Genomic DNA, 22924 nt, shown 5'->3' on the forward strand with positions numbered 1-22924 from the left:
CGACGCTTTTTCTATTCGGCGTCGGCGAGGAGGCTGGCGATGCGCGCCGGCGCCAGCGGCATGCGCGCGGCGTCTTTGCTCCAGCCGTAGAGCGTTGCGGCGGCGCCGCCGCAGACGCGGCCCTGGCACGCGCCCATGCCGCAGCGGGTGTGCAGTTTGGCGCTGCGCCAGTCGGCGTGAGGCGCCAGTTCGCCGTGCCGTACGTCTTCGCAGCGGCAGACGATGGTGTCGGCCTCGCACAGGCCGCGCAGTTCGGGCCGCAGCGCGAAGGCGCCGGCCAGGCGGGCGGCGAAGCGGCGCCCGCGCGCGCGTTGCGCCAAGTGGCGGGCGGCCCGCGCCAGGTCGTCGACGGCGGCCAGGCCGGCGATGCGCCCTTCCACCAGCGCCAGGTCGACGCCGCCGACGCCGGTGCTTTCGCCGGCGCAGTAGATGTCGGGCCGCGAGCTTTGCTGCCAGCGGTCGACTTGGACGGCGCCGTCCGCCGTCGCGCAGCCGAGCGCCTCCGCCAGTTCCAGGTTGGGCAGCAGGCCGTAGCCGCAGGCCAGGTAGTCGCAGGCGAGTATCCGCCGGCTCGCGCCGGTTTGCAGCGTGACTTCGCGCAGTTGGCCGTCGCCGCCGGCCGCGCTGATGTAGGCGCCGCTGTGGTAGGGCACTCCGTTCAGTTGGCGCCGCAGTTGCAACGCCTGGTGCAGTTTGCCGGGCGTGCCGAACAGCGCCAGCGCGAACCGCGCCAGCCGCCGCAGCGGCGCTTGTTCGACGATTGCCAGCACGTGCGCGCCGCGTTCGCGCAGGGTTGCGGCGACCGCCAGCAGCAACGGCCCGGAGCCGGCCACGACGATGCGTTTGCCGGCCACCGGATAGCCGCCTTTGACCAGCGCCTGCAGGCCGCCGGCGCCGGTCACGCCCGGCAGGGTCCAGCCGGGGAACGGCAGCAGCCGTTCGCGCGCGCCGGTGGCGACGATCAGGCGCCCGTAGTGCAGCGTTAGCGCGCTGTCGGGCGTTTCGACCAGCAGTTGTTTCGGGCCGGACGGATACAGCACCCGCGTCTGGGCCAGCATGTGGACGTTGTCGGCGGCGCGCAGCGCGGCCGACAATGCGACGGCGCGCGCGTCCTTGCTGCGCTGCGCTCCGCCGCGCCAGATCTGGCCGCCGGTCAGCGGGTTGTCGTCGAGCACGCCGACCCTGGCCCCGGCCATGGCGGCGGCGTGCGCGGCGGCCAGGCCGGCCGGACCGGCGCCAATGACCAGTACGTCGAAATGCAGCTTCATGCCGTTTTCTCCATCGCCGTTTGCACGCGCATGCCGGGCGCGCACAGGGTCTGGCAGGCCAGCCGGTGCGCGCGCCCGTCGATGGTGACGCGGCATTCCTGGCATACGCCCATGCCGCACACGGGCGCGCGCGGCATGCCGCCGACCGAGAACCGGGTGGCGCCGACGCCGGCGATGGCGATGGCCGCGGCGACGCTACTGCCGGCCTCCACCCCGACGCCGCGGCCGTCGATGGTCAGTTCGATGCGCTTGCGCTCAACCATGGGCGGCCAGTTGCGCGAACCGCGCCGGCAGGTAGGGCGCGGCGGCGATGGGCGCGGCCGAACCGCACAGTTGCGCCGCCAGCAGTTGCGCGGTGGCCAGCGAGGTCGTGATGCCCAGTCCCTCGTGGCCGGTCGCCAGCCAGACGTTGCGGCGCGCCGGGTGCGGGCCGATCAGCGGCAGGCCGTCCGCGCTGGCGGCGCGCAGGCCGGTCCAGCAGCGCAGCGCGTGCAGTTGCGCCAGCCCGGGCAGGTAGTCGGCGGCGCGCGCCAGCATGCGCCGCAGCAGGCGCGGGTCGACGTCGCGGTCGTCGTTGTCGAACTGGCGCGAGGAGCCGATCAGCAGTTGCCCGGTCGGGCGCGGCTGGACGTTGAAGGCGACCGATTCGCCGCTGGCGGCGTGCGCGCTTTTGATATAGCCCAGCTCGACCAGCTGGTGCCGGACGAAACCGGGATAGCGGTCGGTGATCATGAGGTGGCCTTTTTTCGGCCGCAGCGGCAGTTCCGGCAGCAGCGCGGCGGCGCCGACGCCGTTGGCGACGACCACCATGCCGGCGTCGATGCGCGCGCCGTTGTCGAGCGTGACGCCGTGTTGCGTGAGGCCGCGCACGCGCTCGCGCAGCAGGCCGGCGCCGCGCGCGCAGGCCCGGTCGAGCAGGATGTGCGCGCTCTTGGGCGGGTACACGACGGCGTCGCCGCCGACGCGCAGGCCGCCGGCCAGGCCGGGGCGCAGGCGCGGCTCGCACGCGGCCAGCGCGGCGGCGTCGAGCAGTTCGCAGGCGACGCCGGCGTCGCCGAGCAGCGCCTGCTTGGCGCGCGCCGCCGCCAGTTCCTCGTCGTCGGCGGCGACCCAGATGGTGCCGCACTGGCTGTATTCGTGGCGCCGCGGCGCGTCGGCGACGAAGCGGCGCCACAGTTCCAGCGAATAGCGCGTCAGCGCCAGCTCGGCCGGGTTGTCGTCCATCGCCACCAGGTGGCCCATGCCGGCGGCGGTGGCGCCGCCGCCCACGGTGCCGGACTCGATGACGAGCACGCGCAGGCCGCGCGCCGCCAGTTCATCGGCGCAGGCGGCGCCGACGATGCCGGCGCCGATCACCAGCACGTCGGCGCCCGCCGTCACCGAATGCCCCAGACCAGCGCGTCTTCCGGGTCCAGCAGCAGCGTCGCCTCGGCGCTGACGTGGGCGCGGCCGCGGATGCTTGGCAGCACGCGCCCGCCGTCGAGCCGGTAGCTGGCCTCGAACACGCTGCCGATGATGCTCTCCTGGCGCCAGATAGCGCCCGGGGCCAGCTTCGCGTCGGCGGCCAGGCAGGCCACCTTGGCGCTGGTGCCGGTGCCGCAGGGCGAGCGGTCGTAGGCTTTGCCCGGGCACAGCACGAAGTTGCGGCTGTCGACGCCGGGCGTGGCCGAGGGCGCGAACAGTTCGACGTGGTCGACCAGCGCGCCGTCGGCGCCGCGCACGCCGGCCTGCTCCAGCGCCTGGCGGGTGCGCCAGGCGAAGTCGGTCAGCGCGTCGACGTTCGACACGTCCAGCCGCAGGCCATGTTCGGCCACCAGGAAAAACCAGTTGCCGCCCCAGGCCACATCGCCGACCACGCGACCGTGGCCCGCCACCTGCAGCGCCACGCCCTGGTGCAGGCGGTACGCCGGGACGTTGTGCACGGTGACGCCGCCGTCCTCGTGCAGCTCGCATTCGACCACCCCGACCGGCGTCTCGACGCGGTGGCGGCCGGCGCCGATGCGGCCCAGGTAGGCCAGCGAGGCGATGCAGCCGATCATGCCGTGGCCGCACATGCCGAGGTAGGCGGTGTTGTTGAAGAAAATGACGCCGGCCGTGCAGCCGGGGTCGTGCGGTTGGCACAACAGCGCGCCGACCATGACGTCCGAGCCGCGCGGCTCGCAAACGATGGCCGAGCGCAGCTGGTCGTGGTCGCGCCGGAAGCGCTCCAGGCGCTCGGCCAGCGGGCCGTCGCCAAGGTCGGGGCCGCCGTCCAGTACCAGCCGGGTCGGCTCGCCGCCGGTGTGGGTATCGAGTATCGAGATCTTTTTCATAGGCTCAGATTAAAGGAGTTCATCGCGGCTGTCTTGGCCCGAAAGCCAAGTGGAAAATGACGATTTCAGCATAGCCGCGGGGTCAGCCGTCGATCACCTTGCGGGCGAACGATTCCAGGTAGTCCATCAGCGCGTCGGCGCCGGCCACCGCGGCGTCGGCGTCGGCGGCGGCGATGGCTTCAGCCAGTTGTACATGGCAGGCGGCGCCCTGTTCGATGTCGCCCTCGTGCTGGAAGGCGTACCAGAAGCGCCGGCACTTGATCACCAGCGGCACCACCGCCGCCACCGCCGAGCGGTTGCGGCAGGCTTCATGGGTAACGTGGTCGAGCGCCTGGTCGGCCAGCATGTAGGCTTTCAAGTCGCCCTTGGCGGCGGCCGCGACCATCTTTTGCGCGCTCGCCAGGATCGCCTTGCGCAGCGCCGGCGCGGCCCGGCGCGCGGCGCTGGCGGCGATCAGGCGTTCCAGCACGCGGCGCGTTTCAATCAAAGTCAGGTGTTCGGCGGCCTCGATGGCGCTGACGGTCAGGCCGCGCCGCGGCAACTGGTCGATCAAGCCGTTGGCGACCATGCGCATCAGCGCCTCGCGCACCGGCGTGCGGCCCATGCCGGTGCCTTCGACCAGATCGGCTTCGACGATGGGCGCGCCGGGCTTCAGTTGCAGCGTCACGATCATGCTCTCGATGCGGTCGTAGGCGACATCGGCGGCGCGCGCCTTGGATGCGGGCGGCTTGCCGTCGGCGGGAATGAAGGTCATGGGGGGAGTGCTCCGGGGTAGCGGCTAAAAACCCATCATAATATATTCGCCGGATATTTAACACGGCCGCCGGCACAGCGAAACCGGGGACAGACCACGATTTCCGAGAAAGAGTTTCTCGGAAATCGTGGTCTGTCCCCGGTTTATAGGTTACGGCCAGATCGCCCGCAGCAGCGCCGCCAGGTGGTAGCCGCCCTTGATCAGCTGCGCCTTGGCCAGTGCCGAACTTGGCACAGGATAGTTTTGCGGCACCTCGAGCGCCCATACCTTATAGCTGTCGCCATTTTTTCCGGTTTGCAGACTGGTCTGGCCCGGCGTGACGTCGGCGTAGGCCAGTTTCGACGCTTGCAGCGCGTCGTCGGCCCACTGGTACGGCCAGCCCGCCGGCGCGCCGGTGTTGGCGGCGACGACGGGCTGGCCGCCGATGACGATCTGCGCGAACTGCTGCGGCGTGCGCGCGCCGACGCGGCGCATCGCGTAATCGACCACGGTGGTGTCCCAATACGAGTGGAAGGGCTTGGCCGTCGCTTTCGAGGCCGGACCGGCGTCGCCGTCCAGCGGCGCCGGAGCCGGCGGAATCAGGCCGGCGCTGGCGGCGGCCAGCTTGGCGTCGTCGAGCAGCAGGTTGTTGCCGCCGCGCGCGTCGAATATATTGGCCGCGTCGATCTGGCCGTGCGCGCCCGGCACCACGAAGCCGCCGTCCTTGCCGACGTAGGCGGCGCCCACGTGCAGCGGCAGGTGGATGTCGCCGGCCAGGTGGGTCAGCAACAGCAGCGCCTGGCGCCGGCTGAAACGGCGCGGGTTCGAGACGGCGTCGTCCCTGCCCTGCAGCACCGCGATGGTCTGCTTGAGCGTCTGCACGATGTCGTTGCCGGCGCTGCCGACGGCGCCGTCGTGGTAGTGCGCGTGCTGGAACGGGATGTCGGTGTAATGGTATTGGCTGTGCTTGGGGTTGGCCGCGGTGTACTCGAGCATCTCCGCCGTCTGCGCGCCGCAATACGTGCCCTTGACGCAGTCGGCCCAGACCGCGACCTTCTCCAGGCTCTCGCCGGCCTGCAGCAGGGCCGCCACCTGGCGCTGCGCATTCGAGCCCTTGATCAACTGGTCGGCGATGGCGCCGACGGCGCGGTGGCCGTGGTTGCCCCAGGCCGCCGCCGGGAACGGGGCGAACGCGCCGGCCAGCGCCAGCACGCATGCGCATGTCTTGATCATCTTGCTATCCTCATCAAAAAGCCGCGGCGCAGGCCGGCGCCGCTCATGCTCATTGCACCCGCTGGATGCGGCCGGCGGGCGCCGCGCGGCCGGCCGGCACGCCGGCCTGGTCGCGCTGGCTCAGGTAGTCGGTCAGCGCGTCGCCGTCGCGGATGCCGGTCAGGACCCGATCGCTGCCCTGCTTGAACATCGGAAAACTGTCGCCGCCCTCGGCCAGGAAGTTGTTCACCGCCACCCGATAAACCTTGGCATCCTCCAGCGGCGCGCCGTTCAGGCGCACGCTGCCGGGCAGCACGCGCTGGCCCTGCGCCCGCCGGGCGTCCCAACGGTAGGCAAAGCCGTCCGACACCTGCAACAGGCCGCGCGAGTCGGCCTTGTCCTGCACCCATTGCTGTTCGAGCAAGGCGCGGATTTGCGCGCCGCTCAGGCTCATCGTGACCAAGGTGTTGGCGAACGGCAGCACCATCTGGCATTGCCCCACCGTGCTGACCAGGTCGGCGCCGGCGTCGAGGTCTTTGCGTATGCCGCCATTGTTCATGAAGGCGATCTGCGCGCCGGCGGACCGGGTCGCCGCCAGCGCGGAGTCAGCCACCAGGTTGCCCAGCGCCGACTCGCCGGCGTCGTTGCGTTCGCGCGTGACGCTGGCCACGGCCAGCCGGGCCACCGGTTTCGACAGCACCGCCGCGCTGCGCTCCCTGACGCTCTTCAAATACTCTTCCATGACCAGGTCTGGCGGATAGGTGCCCTGGGTCATGACGACGTTGCGCGCGCTGGCCTCGCGCACGCTGTTGCTGACGGGATCGACGCTGAGCTTGATGCGCGAGAGCACGTGCCCGCCCATCTCGGCCTGGGTCACCAGGCGGCCGTCGACGCGGCAGGTGTAGCCGGTGTGCGAATGGCCGCTGACGACGACGCTGATGGCCGGGTCGAGGCGCTTGGCGATATCGACCACCGGGCCGCTCAGGTTGGCGCAGTCGGGCTGGTCGAAATAGTCGGCGCTGTGGCCGCCCTGGTGCACCAGCAGCACGAACACGCCGACGCCCTGCTCGCGCAACTCCGGCAGCACGCGGTTGACGGCGTCGGCCTCGTCGATGAATTCCAGGCCGGCGATGCTGGACGCCAGCACCACCGAGGCGGTGTCCTTGAGCACCGCGCCGATCAAGCCGATCTTAACCCCGCGCACCGTTTCAATCCGGTAGGCCGGCATGAAGGGCTTGCCGCTGGCGCGGTCGAGCACGTTGGCGGCCAGGTAGCTGAACTTGGCGCCGTGGAAAAACGGCTCGAACTGGCAGGCTTGTTGCGGCCGGGTCGAGACGCAGCCGCCTTCCTGCTGGCGCAGCAGTTCCAGGCGGCCTTGGTCGAATTCGTGGTTGCCGAGCGAGCTGGCGCGCAGGCCCAGCAGGTTCAGCGCGGCGATGCTGGGCTCGTCCGCCCACATCGACGACATCGCCGGGCTGCCGCCGACCAGGTCGCCGGCGCCGATCAGCAGCAGTTCGCGGTCCTCCTGGCGCCACGCCTGCAACGCCGCCGCCAACGTGTCGACGCCGCCGGCCTCGATGGTGTGCTGGGTCTTGTCGAGCACGCTGGTGTAGCGGAATTTACTGCTGTCGAGGTTGCCGTGGAAGTCGTTCAGCGCGACCAGGTTGATCTCCACCGGCGCGGTGGAGCGGCTGGCGCAGCCGGACAGGGCCAAAGCGAGGGCGACGGCGGCGGCGAGGGGGCGGAGGAAATTTGTCATGGTCTAGCCGGAAGGAATATTTTAAAAAACCAATAGGGTACATCAGCTGCGCCGGCGCCGCGCCCGGGGCGCCGACGCCGGCTTAAAAAAACGGCCGGTGTCGCCACCAGCCGTCGCCAAACTCACTCGATCACCGAGCTTAGAACTCGTACTTCAGCGTTGCCTGCAGCGCCCACTGGGACTCGCCCTTGGCTTGGCGCACCTCGTAGTCCTCGACCTTGTCGCGCACTTTGTAGATGTAGCGACCGTCCGCGTCCAGACCGACGTAATCGACGAAGCTGCGCGCCTGGCCGCCGTTCGACTGGAAGCCGGTTTCGTTAATACGGCCCCATTTCTTGTTCAGCAAGTTGCCGAAGTTAAAAATATCGAAGGTGAACGAGGCCTTGTGGCCCTTGTAGAAGCCCGGCAGTTCCTGGCGGATGCGCAGGTCGAAACTATTGGTCCACGGCGCAAAACTGTCGTTGCGACCGACCACGCCGCCGGCGGAACGCTTCAAGTCCTTGTCGCCATTGACCACGGCCCAGAACGCGTTCTCGTTCACGCGGCTGGCGGCGCTGTCGCCGGCGAACACCACCTGGCCCGAGCCCGGCGCCGAAGGGATGAACATCAGGTCGTTGCCGCCCAAGCCGTCGCCGTTCAAATCGTTGTTGACGGTCCAGCTGTACGGCTTGCCGGAACGGCCTTCATAGAACACGCCCAGCGTGGTCTTGTAGGCACCGAAGAAGGCTTTTTCGAAGTTGACCAGGGCGTTGATGCGGTCCTTCACCAGGTAGCTCGAATTCGACGCCACCTCTTCGTTCGGACTGAACACGGCGCGACCGGCCCAGTTCGAGTTCGACACCGACGACGTCAACGCCGACACTTCCTTGGCGTCGGTGTAGGTGTACGACAGCGACCACCCCAGGCCTTTAGTCAGTGGACGGCTCAAGGACAGGGTCCCCAGGTTGCCGCCGCCTTTTTCGGTTTTGGTTGCGGCCAGGACGTTGTTGTAGCCCTTGTTGCTACCGGCGCGCGCGCGCATGGCGCCGCAAGAGGTCGGGCCCGCGCCGCCGTTGGAATAACTGGCGGTGCTGTTCACGCCACCGTCCGGTCTCCAGCACACGTCTTTATAGCCCTGCTCGGTGTAGTACAGGGGACGGCCATCGGTCCCGGTTTTGGTTGGCGCACCCAGGTTCAGGTGCTGGTAATAGATGCCGTCGCGGGTTTTGGTGTACAGGTATTCGGCGCTGAAGACGATACCAAACCATGGCAGCTCGGTGTCGAACGCCAGGTTCGATTTCATCACCGACGGCTGGCGCAGGCCAGGCGCCAGGATGTCGACGTTGGCGGCGCCAACCGAAATGCTCGGCTGCTTGCTCGGATCGGCATTGAACAGGCCATCCTTGCCGGAGCCGTCGGCGTTCAGGCAGGAGGCGTAGCCGGAGGCGCCGCAACCTTGCACCTGGGTCGCCACGCCCGGATTGGCGAATGGATTCGACAACCAGACCGTCGCCGCCGCGCCCTGGAACAAGCCGGCGCCACCGCGCACCTGCATGTTGCGCGTGCTGTCGAGCGTGTAGTTGAAACCGGCCCGCGGTTGGATCAGATTCTGGCCGTCGATGGTCAGCGTATTGTCGACGCCAAAACCACCGGTGCGGCGACCGCCGCTGGCGGCGCTCGCCTCCACCATCGGCGCGGCCACGGCGCTGTTCAGCAAGGGCCGGTCGCTCATGCGCGCCGAATCGAGGCGCACGCCGTACGACACGGTCAGGCGCGGATTGACGGTCCAGGTATCCTGGACGAAGGTGCCGTAGTTCTGCAGGCTGAAGCGCGCCACCGCGTCGTCCAGCGCCACGCCGGGGGCGGGAAACTGTACCTGATAGCTGCTGGGACGGCCGCGGCTGAAGTTTTCCAGCACCGCCGCAGCGGCCAATTCCGGCGTCATCTTGTTGCAAGGATCGACATTCAGGCTGGGATTGTTGTAGCGGTAGTTGGCGCTGGAGTTGACGCAGCTAAAGGTGTAGTTGCCGAACATATTTTGCAAGTAGGCGTTGTAGACGTCGTTCTTGCTGTAGTCGCCGCCGAATTTGACTTCGTGCGCGCCCAGCGACCAGTTGGCGCCCAGATAGGCGTCCTTGGTCTTGGTTTGCAAGATGTTGCGGTGGCGGTTTTGCTCGGTACCGAAGTTGAGGAAGCGGTTGCTGGTCGGCACCGCGGCCGGGGTGCCGGCCGGGTTGGCGCCGGAGAACTGCAGGCCGATCGCCGGCAAGGTCGAATTGTTCTTCGGCACGCTGTCGTAGTCGCGCGACGATACCTTGAACTCCGTCGAAAAACTTGGCGTCCAGTCGGCGAACCATTGGCCGACCAGCGTCTCGATGGTCTTTTCCTGGTTGAACCAGTGCGACGACAGCGACAAACCGGTCGAGCTGGTGTTCGGGAACTGCGGCTCGGCCTGGTTGGTTTTCGAGTAGCGCAGCATGGCGCGGTGCGCGTCGGTGATATTCCAGTCCAGCTTGAGCAGGACGTCGTCCACTTTCAAGGCCTGGCTGGCGGCCTCGAAGCTGCCGGCGTCGATGTTGTAGCGGCTCTTGGCGATGGCCTGCGCCTGCGCGATCGCCTCCGGCGTGATGCCGACGTTGGTCAGGTTGCTGCCCAGCGGCCCGAACGGCGCGGTGGTGCGGGTGCTGTCGAGCTTTTCGTAGGCGGCGAACAGGAAAAGCTTGTCCTCGATCAGCGGCGCGCCGATGGTCACGCCCTTGGTGGTTTCGCGGAACGGCGCCGGCGCGGTGTAGATGTCGGTGGCGGCGTTATAACGGTCGCCCGCCATGCTGTCGTTGCGGAACACGTAATAGACGCTACCCTTGACGGTGTTGGTGCCCGATTTCGTGACGGCGTTGATGTTGGCGCCGGTGTAACCCTTTTGCGTGACGTCGTAATTGGCCACGTTGACCTGCACCGACTGGATCGCTTCGATCGAGATCGGCTGTTTCGCCGTCGGGCTGCCGTTCGACTCCAGGCCGAAGGTGTCGTTGACGGCGACGCCGTCGATGGTCATCGAGTTGTAGCGCGAGTTCTGGCCGGCGACCGACAACTCGCCGCGTTCCTTGTCGGTTTGCGAGACGCGCGGATCGGCGCGCGCATAGTCTTGCAGATTGCGCTGGATGGACGCCTGCATGGCGATTTCACGCGCGCCGATATTCGTGCCGGCGCCCATGTTGGACTTGCTGAACTTGTCGGAACGGGCCGCGCTGCCGGTGACGGTCACCGACTGGATGGGCGCGCCCAGGGTGGCGTCGACGTTGGAGGTTTCGGCCAGTTGCACAAACACGCCCTCGCGTTTTTCGACCACGCCGTTTTTGCTGACCGTGATCGTGTACGGACCACCGGCGCGCAAGCCGCGCGCCACGTAACGGCCTTCGGCGTCGGTGACGACGTGGCTGATCGAGCCGGACTCGGTGTGCACGATGGTGACGGTGGCGCCGCCGGCCGGCTGGCCGTCGCTGCCGGAAATGCGCCCGCCGATGGCGGACGTGGTGTTCTGGGCGAAGGACGGTGCCACCGCCAACGCGATAGACAGGCTTAGCGCTATCTGCGTCAGCCGAAACCGTTTGTGATTGATCATGGTAGAACCCCTAAAAAACTGTTTTATTTTGTGGGATCGGTACGCGGTCAGCGCGACAACCCCCGTTTTTACTGTGCTGTAGCTATCCCGTTACGGGCGTGAGGCGAGAGTGTAATGATCAAATATGTCAAGGCCATGACACATTTCCAGCGGCACGAAGACACAAAAAACACGCTGTCGATGCGGCCTCGCGGCGCGGGCGAAGTGGGGCTAACGCATCTTAAAAACATGCTATAAAGCGATAATTTTAACGATTTAACATCGCTTGTCGCCCCACTATGCATCAAGCTAAATTGGATGACAAATACGTTTTATTTTGCGTATTTATATATAAATAGTATAAATAACGCAATGCGCGACGGACACGTCGCGGCGTCGTTAAAAAGGCAGTGTTGATAGCGTTATCACGCAAAGGGAGTGCGGGCGGCGAGTCCGGCCGCGTACTGTTCACACCGGCGGCGCGCCCGGGGGGGCGCCGCCGCGCACCGCAATATTATGGTTTCGCGGCTGTGGTATTTTTGTGCGCCGCGGCGATATCCGCCTCGAACTGGGTGAAACGTCCGTCCAGGGCCTTGATCAGGCGCTGTTTGTCGCCAGCGGCGAGGAAGGAATAGCGCAGGCTGTTATACGACAGCTTTTTGACCTCGGCGTAGTCGGTCTTATAGCGGCTGGCAAACAACACGTATTCACCCGACAGATTGTTGCGCGCCACGCCGGGATCGTCGGTCGAGATGACAAACGGCACGCCGTACTTGCGGTACAGCGTCAGCGGATGGGCCTGGTTCTTGACGCCGGCGATGAAGTCGTTGCTGGTCAAATTGATTTCAACCGGGATGCCGCGCTCGCGCATTGTTTTCATGATGCCCAGCGCGTTCGTTTCATGCGCCAGGTCGATGCCGTGGCCGATGCGGTCGGCGCCGGCCACCGTGATGGCGTCGTTGATGTGGAAGGTCAAGCCTTCCGGCGGCACCATGCCCAGCGCCAGTTCGCCGGCGTGCAGCGCCAGCTTGACGGACGGATACTTGGTCTTCAAGAACTTGAACATCTGCATGTGCAGCGCGTAGTCGCGCATCGAGACGCTGAAGTTTTCCGCGCCGACGATGTTGACGCCGACTATCTGCGGGCTTTGGCTGGCCAGCTGGAAACCGGCCAGCATCGACGAAAACACTTGCGACGGCGACAGGAAGCGCAGCACGTAAGCCTGGTAGCGCATGGTGAAGCGGGCGTCGTCGAGGCCGGCGCTGCTGGCCTTGACGTTGGCCAGGTAATTGGCGATGTTTTGCTTGAAGGCGGCGTCCTGCTCCAGCGTGGCGCTCCAGGCCGTCAGCTGCGCGGCCAGGTCGGCGCCGGGTTGCGCCACCTTCCGGTCGAAATCGGCGCTTTGGGTGAACGGCGCCAGCTCGAAAATGGTTTCGATGTAGCCGAGGTTTTCCTGCAGCGCGCGCTGTTTCAGCGTCAGCAGGCCCTCGTTGGTGTTGCTCGACGCGACAGGGCCGAAATAACCGAAGGTGTCGAAGAACTGGCGGTCCGGCGGCGCTTGCAGCGCGCCGTGGTTGGCGTAATCCTTGATCGACCAGCGCTGCAACAATTCGCGGTACATGGCGTTGTCGCCGATGACTTCGCTTGATGACAGGCAACTGCCCTTGGCGCGGCCGGCGGCGATGGCCGCGGCGTCGGTAACAATCTGGTAGCTGGCCTTGTCGACGCAGAAGCGCTGCTTGTCGACCCACTCCAGGTATTGCTCGGCGTAGATGGCGCCCGAGTAATGGTGGTGCAAATCCCCGCCCTTCGGCATCATCGAAAAGAACATGGTCAGCTCGGCCGTTTTCGGCTGCGGGCCGGCCAGCAGCTCGGCGAAATGGCGTTTCGTGATGTCTTCGTTCGACGCCGGCGGGGCGGCGTTGGCGCCGCCGGCGATGGCCAGCGCGATCATCAGGCCGGGGAGTTTCTTTTGCATGTGCTGCTTTCGTTGGATTGGGGGGGCGGCAGCCTCCGGGAATGCGCCGCCGGTAATCCAACGACCTTCTTAGCCGGCGACGCGTTGGTGCACCCGGCGCCCGGCGGCGTAGGTGGCCGCGACCGTGCGGTCGTCGCCCAGCAGCGCCAGCGCGAACAACAACTCTTCCAGGCTGTTGCAGCGCTCGGTGCGGCGCGCCAGCAGCGGCGTCGCCTTCGGGTCGAGGACGATGAAGTCCGCTTCCGCGCCGGCGACGAAGTTGCCGATCGTGCCTTCGAGCTGCAAGCTGCGCGCACCGCCCAGTGTCGCCAGGTAAAACATACGCATTGCCGGCAGATAACTGCCTTTCATGCGCGCTACTTTATAGGCTTCATTCATCGTTTGCAACATCGAGAACGTGGTGCCGCCGCCGACGTCGGTCGCCAGCGACAGCGGCACGCGGGCCGCGTCGGCGCGCTCGAAGTCGAACAGGCCGCTGCCGAGGAACAGGTTGGAGGTCGGGCAGATCGCCGCCGCCGACTGGGTTTCGGCCATGCGTTCGCGGTCGCGCTCGTCGAGCCAGATGCAATGGCCGAACACCGCGCGCGGGCGCAGCATGCCGTAGTGGTCGTAGACGTCGATGTAGCTGCGCGAATGCGGAAACAGCGACTGCACCCATTTGCACTCGTCCAGGTTTTCCGACACGTGGGTTTGCAGATAGGTGTCCGGGTAGGCGCGCGCCAGCTCGCCGGCCAGTTCCAGCTGGGCTTCGGTCGAGGTCGGGGCGAACCGCGGCGTGATCGCGTACAGCGCGCGGCCGCGCTTGTGCCAGCGCTTGATCAAGTCCTCGGTCTGGCGGGCGCCGCTCTCGGCGGTGTCGCGCAGGAATTCCGGGCAGTTGCGGTCCATCATCACCTTGCCGGCTACCATGCGCAACTGGCGCGCTTCGCTGGCGCTGAAGAAGGCGTCCACCGATTCCGGATGCACGGTGCAATACACCATCGCCGTCGTGGTGCCGCAGCGCAGCAGCTCGTCGAGGAAGAACTCGGCGACGTCGCGCGCGTGCGCCGGGTCGGAAAACTGGCGCTCGGTCGGGAAGGTGTAGGTTTCCAGCCACGGCAGCAGGCCCGGCGCGGGCGAGGCGATCATGTCGGTTTGCGGGAAATGCACGTGGGTGTCGATAAAGCCGGGCATGATGACCTTGCCGCGGTAGTCGAGCACGTCGGTGCCGGGCGGCAGGCTGGCGTGCAGCTGGGCGTAATCGCCGGCCGCCTGGATCTTGCCATCGGCGACCAGCAGCAGGCCGTCTTCAAACCAGCTATGGGCTTGCTCGTTGAAGGCGGGATCGGCGTGGAAGTGCAGCAAGCTGGCCCGGTAGGCTTGCAAGGTGGTTGTTGCAGTAGACATGAAATCTTTCTTTTACTTGTACTGGTGAGTTGCTTTGGACGCGCCGCCGGAGGCTACCAGCCTGAGCGGTGCGGTGGTGCCGGCGGCCGCCGCAGCAGCCTCCCACACCGTGATGAGTTGCGCGGCGACGGCGATGGCGATCACCGCCGGCGCCTTGTTGGTAATACCGGGCATGCCGATCGGGCACACCATCGCGTCGATGCGCTCGGCGGCCACGCCGCGCGCGCGCAGCCGGTGCTCGAACTGCTTGCGCTTGGTCTGCGAGCCGATCAGGCCGAACCAGCCGACGTCGGCGCGCGCCATGACGGCCTCGGTCAGGCGCTGGTCGAGCGCGTGGCTGTGCGTCATGACCAGGAAACTGCCGCCGGCCGGCGCCTCGCCGACCAGCGCCTCCGGGGTGTCGGACGCTTCGATGCGGACATTGCCGGGCACCGTTGCGGGAAACATGTCTTCGCGCTCGTCGACCCAGGTGACGTTGCACGGCAACTCGGCCAGCGCGCGCACGATGGCCGCGCCGACGTGGCCGGCGCCGAACAAGGTCAGATGGGCGCGCGGCGCCAGGCACGGGTCGACCAGCCAGCGCCGCCCGGCCTCGTCGCGCAGCACGTGGGCGGCGCGTTCGCGCGCAAACGCCGACGGCACCACCAGGTCGGCGCCCGTGATGGTCTTGCCGGCCGCGTCGAACAAGGCCGAGGCGGCCGCGCCGTCGATGGCGCTGACGCGCCAGCTATCTTCCTGGCGGCGCTGGCGCAAGGCGTCCAGCACCGCCAGCAGGCCGGCGTCGACGCGTTCGAACGCCAGGTGCACGACGCCGCCGCAGCACTGGCCCAGGCTGGGGCCGAGCGCAAACCGTTCAATGCGGGCCGGCGCGGCGTCGCCCGCCAGCATGCCGCGCGCGACTTCGATGGCGCGCATTTCCAGGTGGCCGCCGCCGATGGTGTCGAATAAGCGATCGGCGCTCACCAGCATTTTCGCGCCGGCTTCGCGCGGGCCGGAACCCTCGACGATCGCCACCGTCACCAGCACCGCGGCTTGGTCGCCGGCGCTTGTCAGCCAGTTATCCATCACGCCATCCCTTCGATTGCCGACTCGACCGCGGCGATGGTCTTGAGGATTTCCTCGCTGGTGGCCGGCGCGTTCAGCGGCGGGTTGACGCGGTGGCCGGCGACGCTGGAGACGGCGTCGCGGATCGCGAAAAACACCGAAAACGGCAGCAGCAACGGCGGCTCGCCGACCGCCTTCGAGCGGTGGATGCTGTCCTCCACGTTGCGGTTCTTAAACAGGCGCACGCGGAAGTCTTCCGGGCAATCGGAGACGCCCGGTATCTTGTACGTCGACGGCGCGTGCGTCATCAGCTTGCCGCCGGCGTTCCACCACAATTGCTCGGTCGTCAGCCAGCCCATGCCCTGGATAAAGGCGCCTTCGACCTGGCCCAGGTCGATGGCCGGGTTGAGCGACTGGCCGGCGTCGTACAGCGCGTCGGCGCGCAACAGTTTCCACTCGCCGGTGAGGGTGTCGACCACCACTTCGGACACCGCCGCGCCGTAGGCGTAATACGAGAACGGGTGGCCGTTCATGGTTGTCGGGTTCCAGTGCAAATGCGGGGTGGCGTAGAAGCCGTCGGACCACAACTGCACCCGTGCCAGGTAAGCCTTTTGCACCAGTTCCGTGAACGGCAGGACATGCTCGTTCACGTGCACGGCGTTGTCGAAAAACGCGACGTCGGCCACGTCGCCACCGTACAGTTCGACAGCGTAGGCGCTCAGGCGTTCGCGGATTTGCCGGGCGGCGTCCTGCGCCGCCTTGCCGTTCAGGTCCGCGCCGGTCGAGGCCGCCGTCGCCGAGGTGTTGGCGACCTTGCTGGTGTCGGTGGCGGTGGCGCGCACATGCTCGAAGTCCAGGCCCAGTTCATGCGCGACCACCTGCAACACCTTGGTGTTGATGCCCTGCCCCATTTCGGTGCCGCCGTGGTTGACCAGCACCGAGCCGTCGACGTAGACGTGCACCAGCGCGCCGGCCTGGTTCAGATGCGTGACGTTGAAGGCGATGCCGAACTTGAGCGGGGTCAGGGCCAGGCCTTTTTTCAGCACCGGGCTGGTGGCGTTGAAGGCGTCGACGGCGGCGCGGCGGGCGCGGTATTCACTGCTGGCCTCCAGCTCGGCGCTCAATTCGACGATGACGTTGTCGACCACTTTCTGGCCGTAGGGCGTGACGTTGCGGCCCTCGGCGTCGTTGCGGCCGTAGAAATTCAGGCGGCGGATGTCGAGCGCGTCGCGGCCCAGGTTGCGGGCGATGTCGTCGATGATGTACTCGATGGCGATGGCGCCCTGCGGCCCGCCGAAGCCGCGGAAGGCGGTGTTAGACTGGGTGTTGGTCTTGCCGCAAGCGGCGCGGATATCGACGTCGGACAGGTAATAGGTATTGTCGAAATGGCAGACGGCGCGCGTGGCGACCGGGCCGGACAAGTCCGCCGAGAAACCGGCGCGCGACACCATGTCGACCTTGGCCGCGAGAATCTTGCCGTCGGCGTCGTAGCCGACTGCGTATTCATAAAAAAAGCAGTGGCGCTTGCCGGTGACGAGCATGTCGTCGTCGCGGTCGGCGCGCAGCTTGACCGGGCGCTTCAGCGCGGCGGCGGCGATGGCCGCGCACGCCGCCCACAGGCCGGACTGCGATTCCTTGCCGCCGAAACCGCCGCCCATGCGCCGGCATTCAACCGTGACGTTGTGCGCGTGCACGCCCAGCGTGTGCGCGACGATGTGCTGCATCTCGCTCGGGTGCTGCGTCGAGCACAGCACCAGCATGCCCTTGTCTTCCTTCGGGATCGCGTAGGAAATCTGCCCTTCCAGATAAAACTGTTCCTGGCCGCCCACATACAATTCGCCCTTGACGACGTGCGGCGCGCGCTCGAACGCGGCCTGGTAGTCGCCGCGCTTCAGGTGCATCGGCGGCAGCACGTACGACTGCGCCGCCTTGGCCGCCTGCGGCGTCATAATCGCCGGCAATTCCTCGTACGTCACATTGCCCAGGCGCGCGGCGCGGCGGGCGTTGTCGTGGCTGTCCGCGACGACGATGAAAATGGGCTGGCCGACGTATTGCACCAGGCCGTCGGCGAGGATGGGGTCGTCGTGGATGATCGGTCCGCAATCGTTGCTGCCGGGGATGTCCCGCGCGACGTAGGCGGCGACCACGCCGGCCGACTTGCGCACCGCCGCCAGGTCGATGGCGACGATCTTCGCGTGCGGCTTTTGCGACAGGCCGAGCGCGGCGTGCAGCGTGCCTTGCAGTTCGGGAATGTCGTCGGTATAGGTGGCCTGGCCAAGCACGTGCAACTGCGCCGACTCGTGCGGACGCGCAACGCCGACCGCCGCCCACGCCGCTTTCAATTCTGGTACGCCTGGATGGTTCATGCTGATTCCTCGAAATTATGCGCGGCAGGCAAAAGCGTTGACGCCGGTAACGGCCAGCGGCGCGTCGATACGGGTTTCAAACCAGAAACGGCGCAGCAGGTTTTGCGCGCTTTTCATGCGGTAGGCGCTGGAGGCGCGCATGTCCGACAGCGGCGCGTAGTCTTGCTCCATCAACTTCATGGCGGCCTTCAAGTTGGCCTCGCTCCATTCCAGCCCGTCCAGGAAGGCTTCCGCGTGGGTGGCCCGCTTCGGCGTGGCCGCCATGCCACCGAAGGCAATGCGCGCCTCTTTGATCAGGCCGCCGTCGAGGGTGAAGGCGAACGCCGCGCACACCGCCGAAATATCCTGGTCGTAACGCTTGGCCAGCTTGTAGGTGCGGAACTGCACGCCGGCGCGCGGCAAGGGCACGCGCACCGCTTCGACGAACTCGTCCGCCAGCAAGTCCTTCTTTTGATAGCCGAGGTAAAAGTCCTCCAGCGCCATCACGCGCTGGCCGGCGCTGCCGCGCAACACGATTTCACTGCCCAGCGCGATCATCCACGGCATCGAATCGCCGATCGGCGAGCCGTTGGCAACGTTGCCGCCCAAGGTGCCGGCGTTGCGGATGGGCAGCGACGCGAAGCGCTGCCACATCTCGGACAGTTGCTCCCGGTAATGCACGCACAGCGCCTGGTAGGCGTCGTTCAAGGTGGCGCCGGCGCCGATTTCCAGCATGCCGTCGGTCGTGGTGATGCTTTTCAGGGAGTCGACTTGGCCCAGGTAGATGATGTCGCCCAGATCGCGCATCTGCTTGGTGACCCACAGGCCGACGTCGGTCGAGCCGGCCAGCAGCACCGCGCTTGGATGGGCGGCGCGCACCCGCACCAGCTCGTCGAGCGTGCGCGGCGCGTGGAACTGCCGGCCCTGGGCGCTGTATGTCGCCATCTCGCCGCGTCGCAGGGCCTGCAATTGCAGCGTCAGCGCCGCACGGTCGAGTTCGACGCGGGGATAGTCGCCCATGCGCTGGGCCGCTTCGATGATCGGGCGGTAGCCGGTGCAGCGGCACAAGTTGCCGGACAAGGCGTCGTCGATTTCGCGCCGTTGCGGCGTACATTCTTGCTTCAAATACATGCCCCACAGCGACATGGCGAAGCCGGGCGTGCAAAAGCCGCATTGGGAACCGTGGCATTCGACCAGCGCCTGCTGCACCGGATGCAGCGCACCGTCGGCCTGCTGCAAGTCTTCCACCGAAAACAAGGCCTTGCCGTCGAGCGTAGGCGTCAGTTGGATGCAGGAATTGACGGCCTTCAATTCCAGCTGGCCGTTCTGCAAGCTGCCGATGACCACCGTGCAGGCGCCGCAGTCGCCCTCGGCGCAACCTTCCTTGGTGCCGGTGCAATGCAAATCCTCGCGCAGGTGCTGTAGCACGGTTTGCGTCGGCGACACATTGGCGACTTCTTGCACGGCGCCGCGGTAGTAAAATCGAATCGGTTCTGACATGGTGGCCTCAGCTTTGTTTCAGCATTGTCTCAGCCTGCAGATTAACACCCGCGCGCGCCACCATTATGGTTTGACGCTGATGTCGCTTATCAGCAGAGTTACATATCACGCCAGTACCGGCCTATTTCACGTCGATTGCTTCATTTTACATACGGATGCGTCGAATGCCAGTGTTCGGCGATATCGATGCGGCGCGTGATCCACACCTGTTGGTGGCTTTGCACGTAGTCGAGGAAGCGCGCCAGGGCGGCGGCCCGCCCCGGCCGTCCCACCAGGCGGCAATGCAAGCCGACCGACAGCATCTTCGGCTGGTTCAGGCCGTTCGGATCGCCCTCCGCGTACAGCACGTCGAAGGCATCCTTCAGATAGTCGAAGAATTGCGTGCCGGAGTTGAAACCCTGCATCGCCGCGAAGCGCATATCGTTGGTGTCCAGCGTGTACGGCACCACCAGGTGCGGTTGCGACGCCGCCGCGCCGGACGCGTCGGTGTGGGCGACTTGCTCCCAGAACGGCAAATCGTCGCCGTAATAATCCGAGTCGTAACGGAAACCGCCATGCTCGACCACCAGCTTGCGCGTGTTCGGCGAATCGCGGCCGGTGTACCAGCCCTGCGGCGCGGCCCCGGTCAGGTCCTTGATGATGGCCATTGCCTCTTGCATATGCGAGCGCTCGGTGGCCTCGTCGACGTTCTGGTAGGAAATCCAGCGCAAACCGTGGCAGGCGATCTCGTGGCCCAGCTGCTGGAAGGCCGCGACGGCCTCCGGGTTGCGTTTCAGCGCCATCGCCACGCCGAACACCGTCAGCGGCAAGCCGCGGTCCTCGAACATGCGCAACAGGCGCCACAGTCCGGCGCGCGAACCGTATTCGTAGATCGACTCCATGCTAAGGTGGCGCATCGGGAAAGCGGCCGCACCGATAATCTCGGACAGGAAGGTTTCGGACGCGGCGTCGCCGTGCAGGACGTTGTTTTCGCCGCCCTCTTCATAGTTCAGCACGAACTGCAGCGCGATGCGGGCGCGGTTCGGCCATTGCGGATGGGGCGGCGTGCGGCCGTAGCCGATCAAATCGCGCGGGTAATTATCGTAAGTGGTCATGGGGGCGGCGCCAATGTGGGTATATGCCCAATAATATAGTGACTGCGGCGCACCAGTATATGATTTACAAGATAAGCATTTTCAACTTCGACATATAGGAACGCACAATGGGCAAACTGAGCACACATGTATTGGACATCGCGCATGGCAAACCGGGAGCGGGCGTCAAGGTTGCCTTGTTCTCCGTCGGGGCGGAAGGCAAGGTGTTGTTGAAGATGGATGTCACCAACGCCGACGGCCGCTGCGGCGCGCCGCTGCTGGAAGGCGACACCATGAAAGCCGGCCAATACGAGCTGGTGTTCAACGCCGGCGATTATTTCGCGGCCCAGGGCGTGGAACTGCCCTCGCCGCGCTTCATCGACCTCGTCACGCTGGCCTTCGGCATTGCGTACGCCGACCAGAATTACCATGTGCCGCTGGTGGTGTCGCCATGGTCGTACTCGACCTATCGCGGCAGCTAACGATCAGCAATAGCGGTGCGGGCTGTCGCAATCTAAGTCGGCGTCGTCGTCCTTGAATACCACTGGGCCGTCCATTGTCATCTTGGCTTGCTTGCCGTCCCATTGGAGCCAGGGCGTGCTCTCGCTGCCAGACTCCGACGTTTGCCCGGATGGGGCCAAGACGATGCTGTCGCCGTCGATAACCGCCATGCCGATCACGTAGGTGTAAACGCTGCTGTCCTTGGCGGCCTTGGAACCGGAAAAGTCAAATGCGCATTCAACGATTTGATCGCCGTATTCCATCCGCATTTTCGGTTTCAAAGAGGCCACCGACACGGCGCCATTCCCTACCGCTGAATACACGCTAAATACCAGCGCTACCCGGCCGCCGCAGTGCTGGGCGATGGCGGGATTCACTTCGACGGTTTCGGTAGCCGGCTCCTTGGCCGACGCCACTTTAATATCGCCGAGATGCTTGACGAAGGGGGCGCTGTCGAAGTCGCCAGGGAAATTCGGCGCCGAAACAAACTTCATCCGTCCATCCGCCAACAGAATGCCGACACGCAAGTCCAGATCGTCGTTATCGTCCTCGCCGTCGCCGTTGTCTTCCCACGTCGCCTTCACCACCAGTTTGCGCGGCGCGGCTGGACCTTTCACCAGCGAGATAGAATGGCTTTGGCCGACCTTGGTCAAGCTCACTTTAGACAGTGAAATCTTGCTTGGTGCCGGAACCGGCGCCGCCGCTTCCACGGGTCCGGACTCGGCGCCGCCGAAATGCGACAACAACGCGGCCAAGCCACCCGAAAAGCCTTGGCCAACTGCACCAAAACGCCAAAGACCGTCGCGCTTATACACCTCGCCTACGATAACCGCTTTTTCATTGTCGAAATCGGCACCGGCAAAGTTGAATATCCCGGTACCGAGCGTCATCGAGCTTTGGCCCAATTGGCGCATGGTGCCCTCGCCGTCGATCGACGCGGCGAACACCAGGCGATGGATAGAATCCGGCAACTTGGCCACGTCCGTGACGAAGACCGATTTCTCGCCAGCCGTTTCCAGCGTCACCGCCCCGCCGGGACTGGCTTTTTGATTGAAAAACACCATATAGCGGTCGTCCGACAGCTTGCCGGCTTCATCCAAACCGAAACAGACGACGTCAGCCGACATGCCCGACGCCGCAAGATTCAGGGTGATCGGGAATGCGCCGGCGCATTCCATATCTGCCAGCTTACCTTTTTGACCGCGGCCGAAATCGCTCATTGCCCTGCTCCTTGTGTTATCGGTTTGTGACCGGAACACCAGTCAGTTTTGGCGAATTATAGAAGATGGATGCAAAAACATCGCGCACGCCGGCGATAACATTACACGCAGCGCTTTGCTGGGTCCATTAACAACGGCAGCTGACTGGTCAGACTTCGCTGGAAGTCGCCATCAAACGGACGCCGAGCAAGCCCATCACGCCGCCAGCTACACGGTCGACCCAGCTCTTATAGCGCAGATAGGTGTCGCGCGGCGAAACTGACGACAGCAACATGGCAACAATGCTGTACCAGCCGGCCTCAATCGTAAAAATCACTAGCGGCAGGGACAGCATCAAAGCCACAGGCACCTCTTTCGGCAGCAGCGAAGCGAAAATGCTACCGTAACAAATCGCCGTCTTTGGATTGCTCAGTTGCGCGCCCAGCCCCAGCAGGAAGGAATGTCGCAGCGTCGGATGTGTTTCCTCGCAGCTCTCGGCCGACAACATCAATGGCGAATTGGCACCCCTCCAGATTCGATACCCGATATAGGCCAGATAGGCACCGCCCGCCGCCTTCAATACGAGGTAAAGCACGGGTACGGAAGCCAGCAGCGCTTGCAGCCCCAGCAGCACAGCGACGGCAAAGATGGTGCCGCCGATCCCCATTCCAAAAGCGGCGGCCAGGCCGTTTGCGCGGGTCGACGTGACGGCGGTGCGGGCGATCATCACGAAGCTTGGTCCAGGGCTAATCGCACCAATTGCGGTGGCGCTAGCAATACTAATCAGTGTAATTATCGTACTCATGATGACCTTTTCTATCCAGGGGTGTGAAATTCCACCCCAATGATAGCGTGAGCAGGACGCTTAGTGCGAATTTAATTGCCAAAAATAGAATGAGTTAGAGTGCTAGGGGGCGCCGACAAAACCAAAAGCCCACGAAAACGCGGACGGAAAAAAACCCCACCGGCGCCCAGCGCGATTTTGAGCGCGCTGGGGCTGGTGGGGTTTTTTAATATAACAAGCCTGACGATAA

The 22924-nt window shown here is 65.6% G+C and carries 17 protein-coding genes; 1 reads left to right on the top strand and 16 read right to left on the bottom strand.

What is annotated here, in order from left to right; genetic code table 11:
- Positions 1-11: 11 nt before the first annotated feature.
- From ACFDR9_RS15045 to puuE, 14 genes are all read right to left on the bottom strand, one after another.
- Positions 12-1268 (bottom strand): FAD-dependent oxidoreductase, encoded by a 1257-nt coding sequence (locus ACFDR9_RS15045; RefSeq protein WP_409031495.1) that lies wholly within the window; start codon positions 1266-1268, stop codon positions 12-14.
- Positions 1265-1531 carry a 2Fe-2S iron-sulfur cluster-binding protein gene (locus ACFDR9_RS15050; RefSeq protein ID WP_409031496.1) on the bottom strand — a complete coding sequence of 89 codons (267 nt, stop codon included), beginning with the start codon at positions 1529-1531 and terminating at the stop codon, positions 1265-1267. Before ACFDR9_RS15050 ends, ACFDR9_RS15045 begins: the two co-directional genes overlap by 4 nt.
- Positions 1524-2648: an NAD(P)/FAD-dependent oxidoreductase gene (locus ACFDR9_RS15055; RefSeq protein WP_409031497.1), complete on the bottom strand. Its 1125-nt coding sequence runs from the start codon at positions 2646-2648 to the stop codon at positions 1524-1526. Before ACFDR9_RS15055 ends, ACFDR9_RS15050 begins: the two co-directional genes overlap by 8 nt.
- A complete protein-coding gene (locus tag ACFDR9_RS15060) occupies positions 2645-3580 on the bottom strand; it encodes a 4-hydroxyproline epimerase (RefSeq protein WP_409031498.1) in 936 nt (311 codons plus the stop codon). The genes ACFDR9_RS15055 and ACFDR9_RS15060 overlap by 4 nt, the downstream gene beginning before the upstream one ends.
- An 82-nt stretch (positions 3581-3662) precedes the next feature.
- Positions 3663-4334 (bottom strand): GntR family transcriptional regulator, encoded by a 672-nt coding sequence (locus ACFDR9_RS15065; protein ID WP_409031499.1) that lies wholly within the window; start codon positions 4332-4334, stop codon positions 3663-3665.
- A 150-nt stretch (positions 4335-4484) separates the two neighbouring features.
- On the bottom strand, positions 4485-5546 hold the full coding sequence (locus tag ACFDR9_RS15070; RefSeq protein ID WP_409031500.1) for a S1/P1 nuclease: 1062 nt from the start codon (positions 5544-5546) through the stop codon (positions 4485-4487).
- Positions 5547-5595: 49 nt separating this feature from the next.
- The gene (locus ACFDR9_RS15075) at positions 5596-7284 is read right to left on the bottom strand and encodes a bifunctional metallophosphatase/5'-nucleotidase (RefSeq protein WP_409031501.1); all 1689 of its coding nucleotides are present in this window, start codon (positions 7282-7284) and stop codon (positions 5596-5598) included.
- Between the two features lie 139 nt (positions 7285-7423).
- Positions 7424-10885: a TonB-dependent receptor domain-containing protein gene (locus tag ACFDR9_RS15080; protein ID WP_409031502.1), complete on the bottom strand. Its 3462-nt coding sequence runs from the start codon at positions 10883-10885 to the stop codon at positions 7424-7426.
- Between the two features lie 493 nt (positions 10886-11378).
- Complete coding sequence (locus ACFDR9_RS15085; protein WP_409031503.1) at positions 11379-12842, bottom strand: adenosine deaminase; 1464 nt, start codon at positions 12840-12842, stop codon at positions 11379-11381.
- 69 nt (positions 12843-12911) lie between these two features.
- Positions 12912-14228: a guanine deaminase gene (gene guaD, locus ACFDR9_RS15090; RefSeq protein ID WP_026133293.1), complete on the bottom strand. Its 1317-nt coding sequence runs from the start codon at positions 14226-14228 to the stop codon at positions 12912-12914.
- Between the two features lie 12 nt (positions 14229-14240).
- A complete protein-coding gene (gene xdhC / locus ACFDR9_RS15095) occupies positions 14241-15293 on the bottom strand; it encodes a xanthine dehydrogenase accessory protein XdhC (protein WP_409031504.1) in 1053 nt (350 codons plus the stop codon).
- Positions 15293-17638, bottom strand: coding sequence for a xanthine dehydrogenase molybdopterin binding subunit (xdhB, locus tag ACFDR9_RS15100; protein WP_409031505.1), 2346 nt, complete (start codon positions 17636-17638; stop codon positions 15293-15295). Before xdhB ends, xdhC begins: the two co-directional genes overlap by 1 nt.
- Before the next feature lie 15 nt (positions 17639-17653).
- Positions 17654-19117 (bottom strand): xanthine dehydrogenase small subunit, encoded by a 1464-nt coding sequence (gene xdhA, locus ACFDR9_RS15105; RefSeq protein WP_409031506.1) that lies wholly within the window; start codon positions 19115-19117, stop codon positions 17654-17656.
- Between the two features lie 140 nt (positions 19118-19257).
- The gene (gene puuE / locus ACFDR9_RS15110; protein WP_409031507.1) at positions 19258-20211 is read right to left on the bottom strand and encodes an allantoinase PuuE; all 954 of its coding nucleotides are present in this window, start codon (positions 20209-20211) and stop codon (positions 19258-19260) included.
- Between the two features lie 107 nt (positions 20212-20318).
- On the opposite strand from puuE, the gene uraH reads away from it, so the two are divergent.
- The gene (gene uraH, locus ACFDR9_RS15115; protein WP_409031508.1) at positions 20319-20672 is read left to right on the top strand and encodes a hydroxyisourate hydrolase; all 354 of its coding nucleotides are present in this window, start codon (positions 20319-20321) and stop codon (positions 20670-20672) included.
- 3 nt (positions 20673-20675) lie between these two features.
- On the opposite strand, the gene ACFDR9_RS15120 is transcribed toward uraH, so the two are convergent.
- Positions 20676-21911, bottom strand: a complete 1236-nt coding sequence (locus ACFDR9_RS15120; protein ID WP_409031509.1) for a TerD family protein — start codon at positions 21909-21911, stop codon at positions 20676-20678.
- Positions 21912-22059: 148 nt separating this feature from the next.
- Positions 22060-22695 carry a LysE family translocator gene (locus tag ACFDR9_RS15125; protein WP_409031510.1) on the bottom strand — a complete coding sequence of 212 codons (636 nt, stop codon included), beginning with the start codon at positions 22693-22695 and terminating at the stop codon, positions 22060-22062.
- Positions 22696-22924: the final 229 nt, after the last annotated feature.

It is taken from the genome of Janthinobacterium sp. CG_23.3, from assembly GCF_046115965.1.
Lineage (GTDB): Bacteria > Pseudomonadota > Gammaproteobacteria > Burkholderiales > Burkholderiaceae_D > Janthinobacterium.

What these genes read in the sequence shown, in the direction of transcription:
- ACFDR9_RS15045 (WP_409031495.1), bottom strand. Translation starts at nt 1,268, where the DNA reads ATGAAGCTGCATTTCGACGTACTGGTCATTGGCGCCGGTCCGGCCGGC.
- ACFDR9_RS15050 (WP_409031496.1), bottom strand. Translation starts at nt 1,531, where the DNA reads ATGGTTGAGCGCAAGCGCATCGAACTGACCATCGACGGCCGCGGCGTC.
- ACFDR9_RS15060 (WP_409031498.1), bottom strand. Translation starts at nt 3,580, where the DNA reads ATGAAAAAGATCTCGATACTCGATACCCACACCGGCGGCGAGCCGACC.
- ACFDR9_RS15065 (WP_409031499.1), bottom strand. Translation starts at nt 4,334, where the DNA reads ATGACCTTCATTCCCGCCGACGGCAAGCCGCCCGCATCCAAGGCGCGC.
- ACFDR9_RS15070 (WP_409031500.1), bottom strand. Translation starts at nt 5,546, where the DNA reads ATGATCAAGACATGCGCATGCGTGCTGGCGCTGGCCGGCGCGTTCGCC.
- ACFDR9_RS15075 (WP_409031501.1), bottom strand. Translation starts at nt 7,284, where the DNA reads ATGACAAATTTCCTCCGCCCCCTCGCCGCCGCCGTCGCCCTCGCTTTG.
- ACFDR9_RS15080 (WP_409031502.1), bottom strand. Translation starts at nt 10,885, where the DNA reads ATGATCAATCACAAACGGTTTCGGCTGACGCAGATAGCGCTAAGCCTG.
- ACFDR9_RS15085 (WP_409031503.1), bottom strand. Translation starts at nt 12,842, where the DNA reads ATGCAAAAGAAACTCCCCGGCCTGATGATCGCGCTGGCCATCGCCGGC.
- guaD (WP_026133293.1), bottom strand. Translation starts at nt 14,228, where the DNA reads ATGTCTACTGCAACAACCACCTTGCAAGCCTACCGGGCCAGCTTGCTG.
- xdhC (WP_409031504.1), bottom strand. Translation starts at nt 15,293, where the DNA reads ATGGATAACTGGCTGACAAGCGCCGGCGACCAAGCCGCGGTGCTGGTG.
- xdhB (WP_409031505.1), bottom strand. Translation starts at nt 17,638, where the DNA reads ATGAACCATCCAGGCGTACCAGAATTGAAAGCGGCGTGGGCGGCGGTC.
- xdhA (WP_409031506.1), bottom strand. Translation starts at nt 19,117, where the DNA reads ATGTCAGAACCGATTCGATTTTACTACCGCGGCGCCGTGCAAGAAGTC.
- puuE (WP_409031507.1), bottom strand. Translation starts at nt 20,211, where the DNA reads ATGACCACTTACGATAATTACCCGCGCGATTTGATCGGCTACGGCCGC.
- uraH (WP_409031508.1), top strand. Translation starts at nt 20,319, where the DNA reads ATGGGCAAACTGAGCACACATGTATTGGACATCGCGCATGGCAAACCG.
- ACFDR9_RS15120 (WP_409031509.1), bottom strand. Translation starts at nt 21,911, where the DNA reads ATGAGCGATTTCGGCCGCGGTCAAAAAGGTAAGCTGGCAGATATGGAA.
- ACFDR9_RS15125 (WP_409031510.1), bottom strand. Translation starts at nt 22,695, where the DNA reads ATGAGTACGATAATTACACTGATTAGTATTGCTAGCGCCACCGCAATT.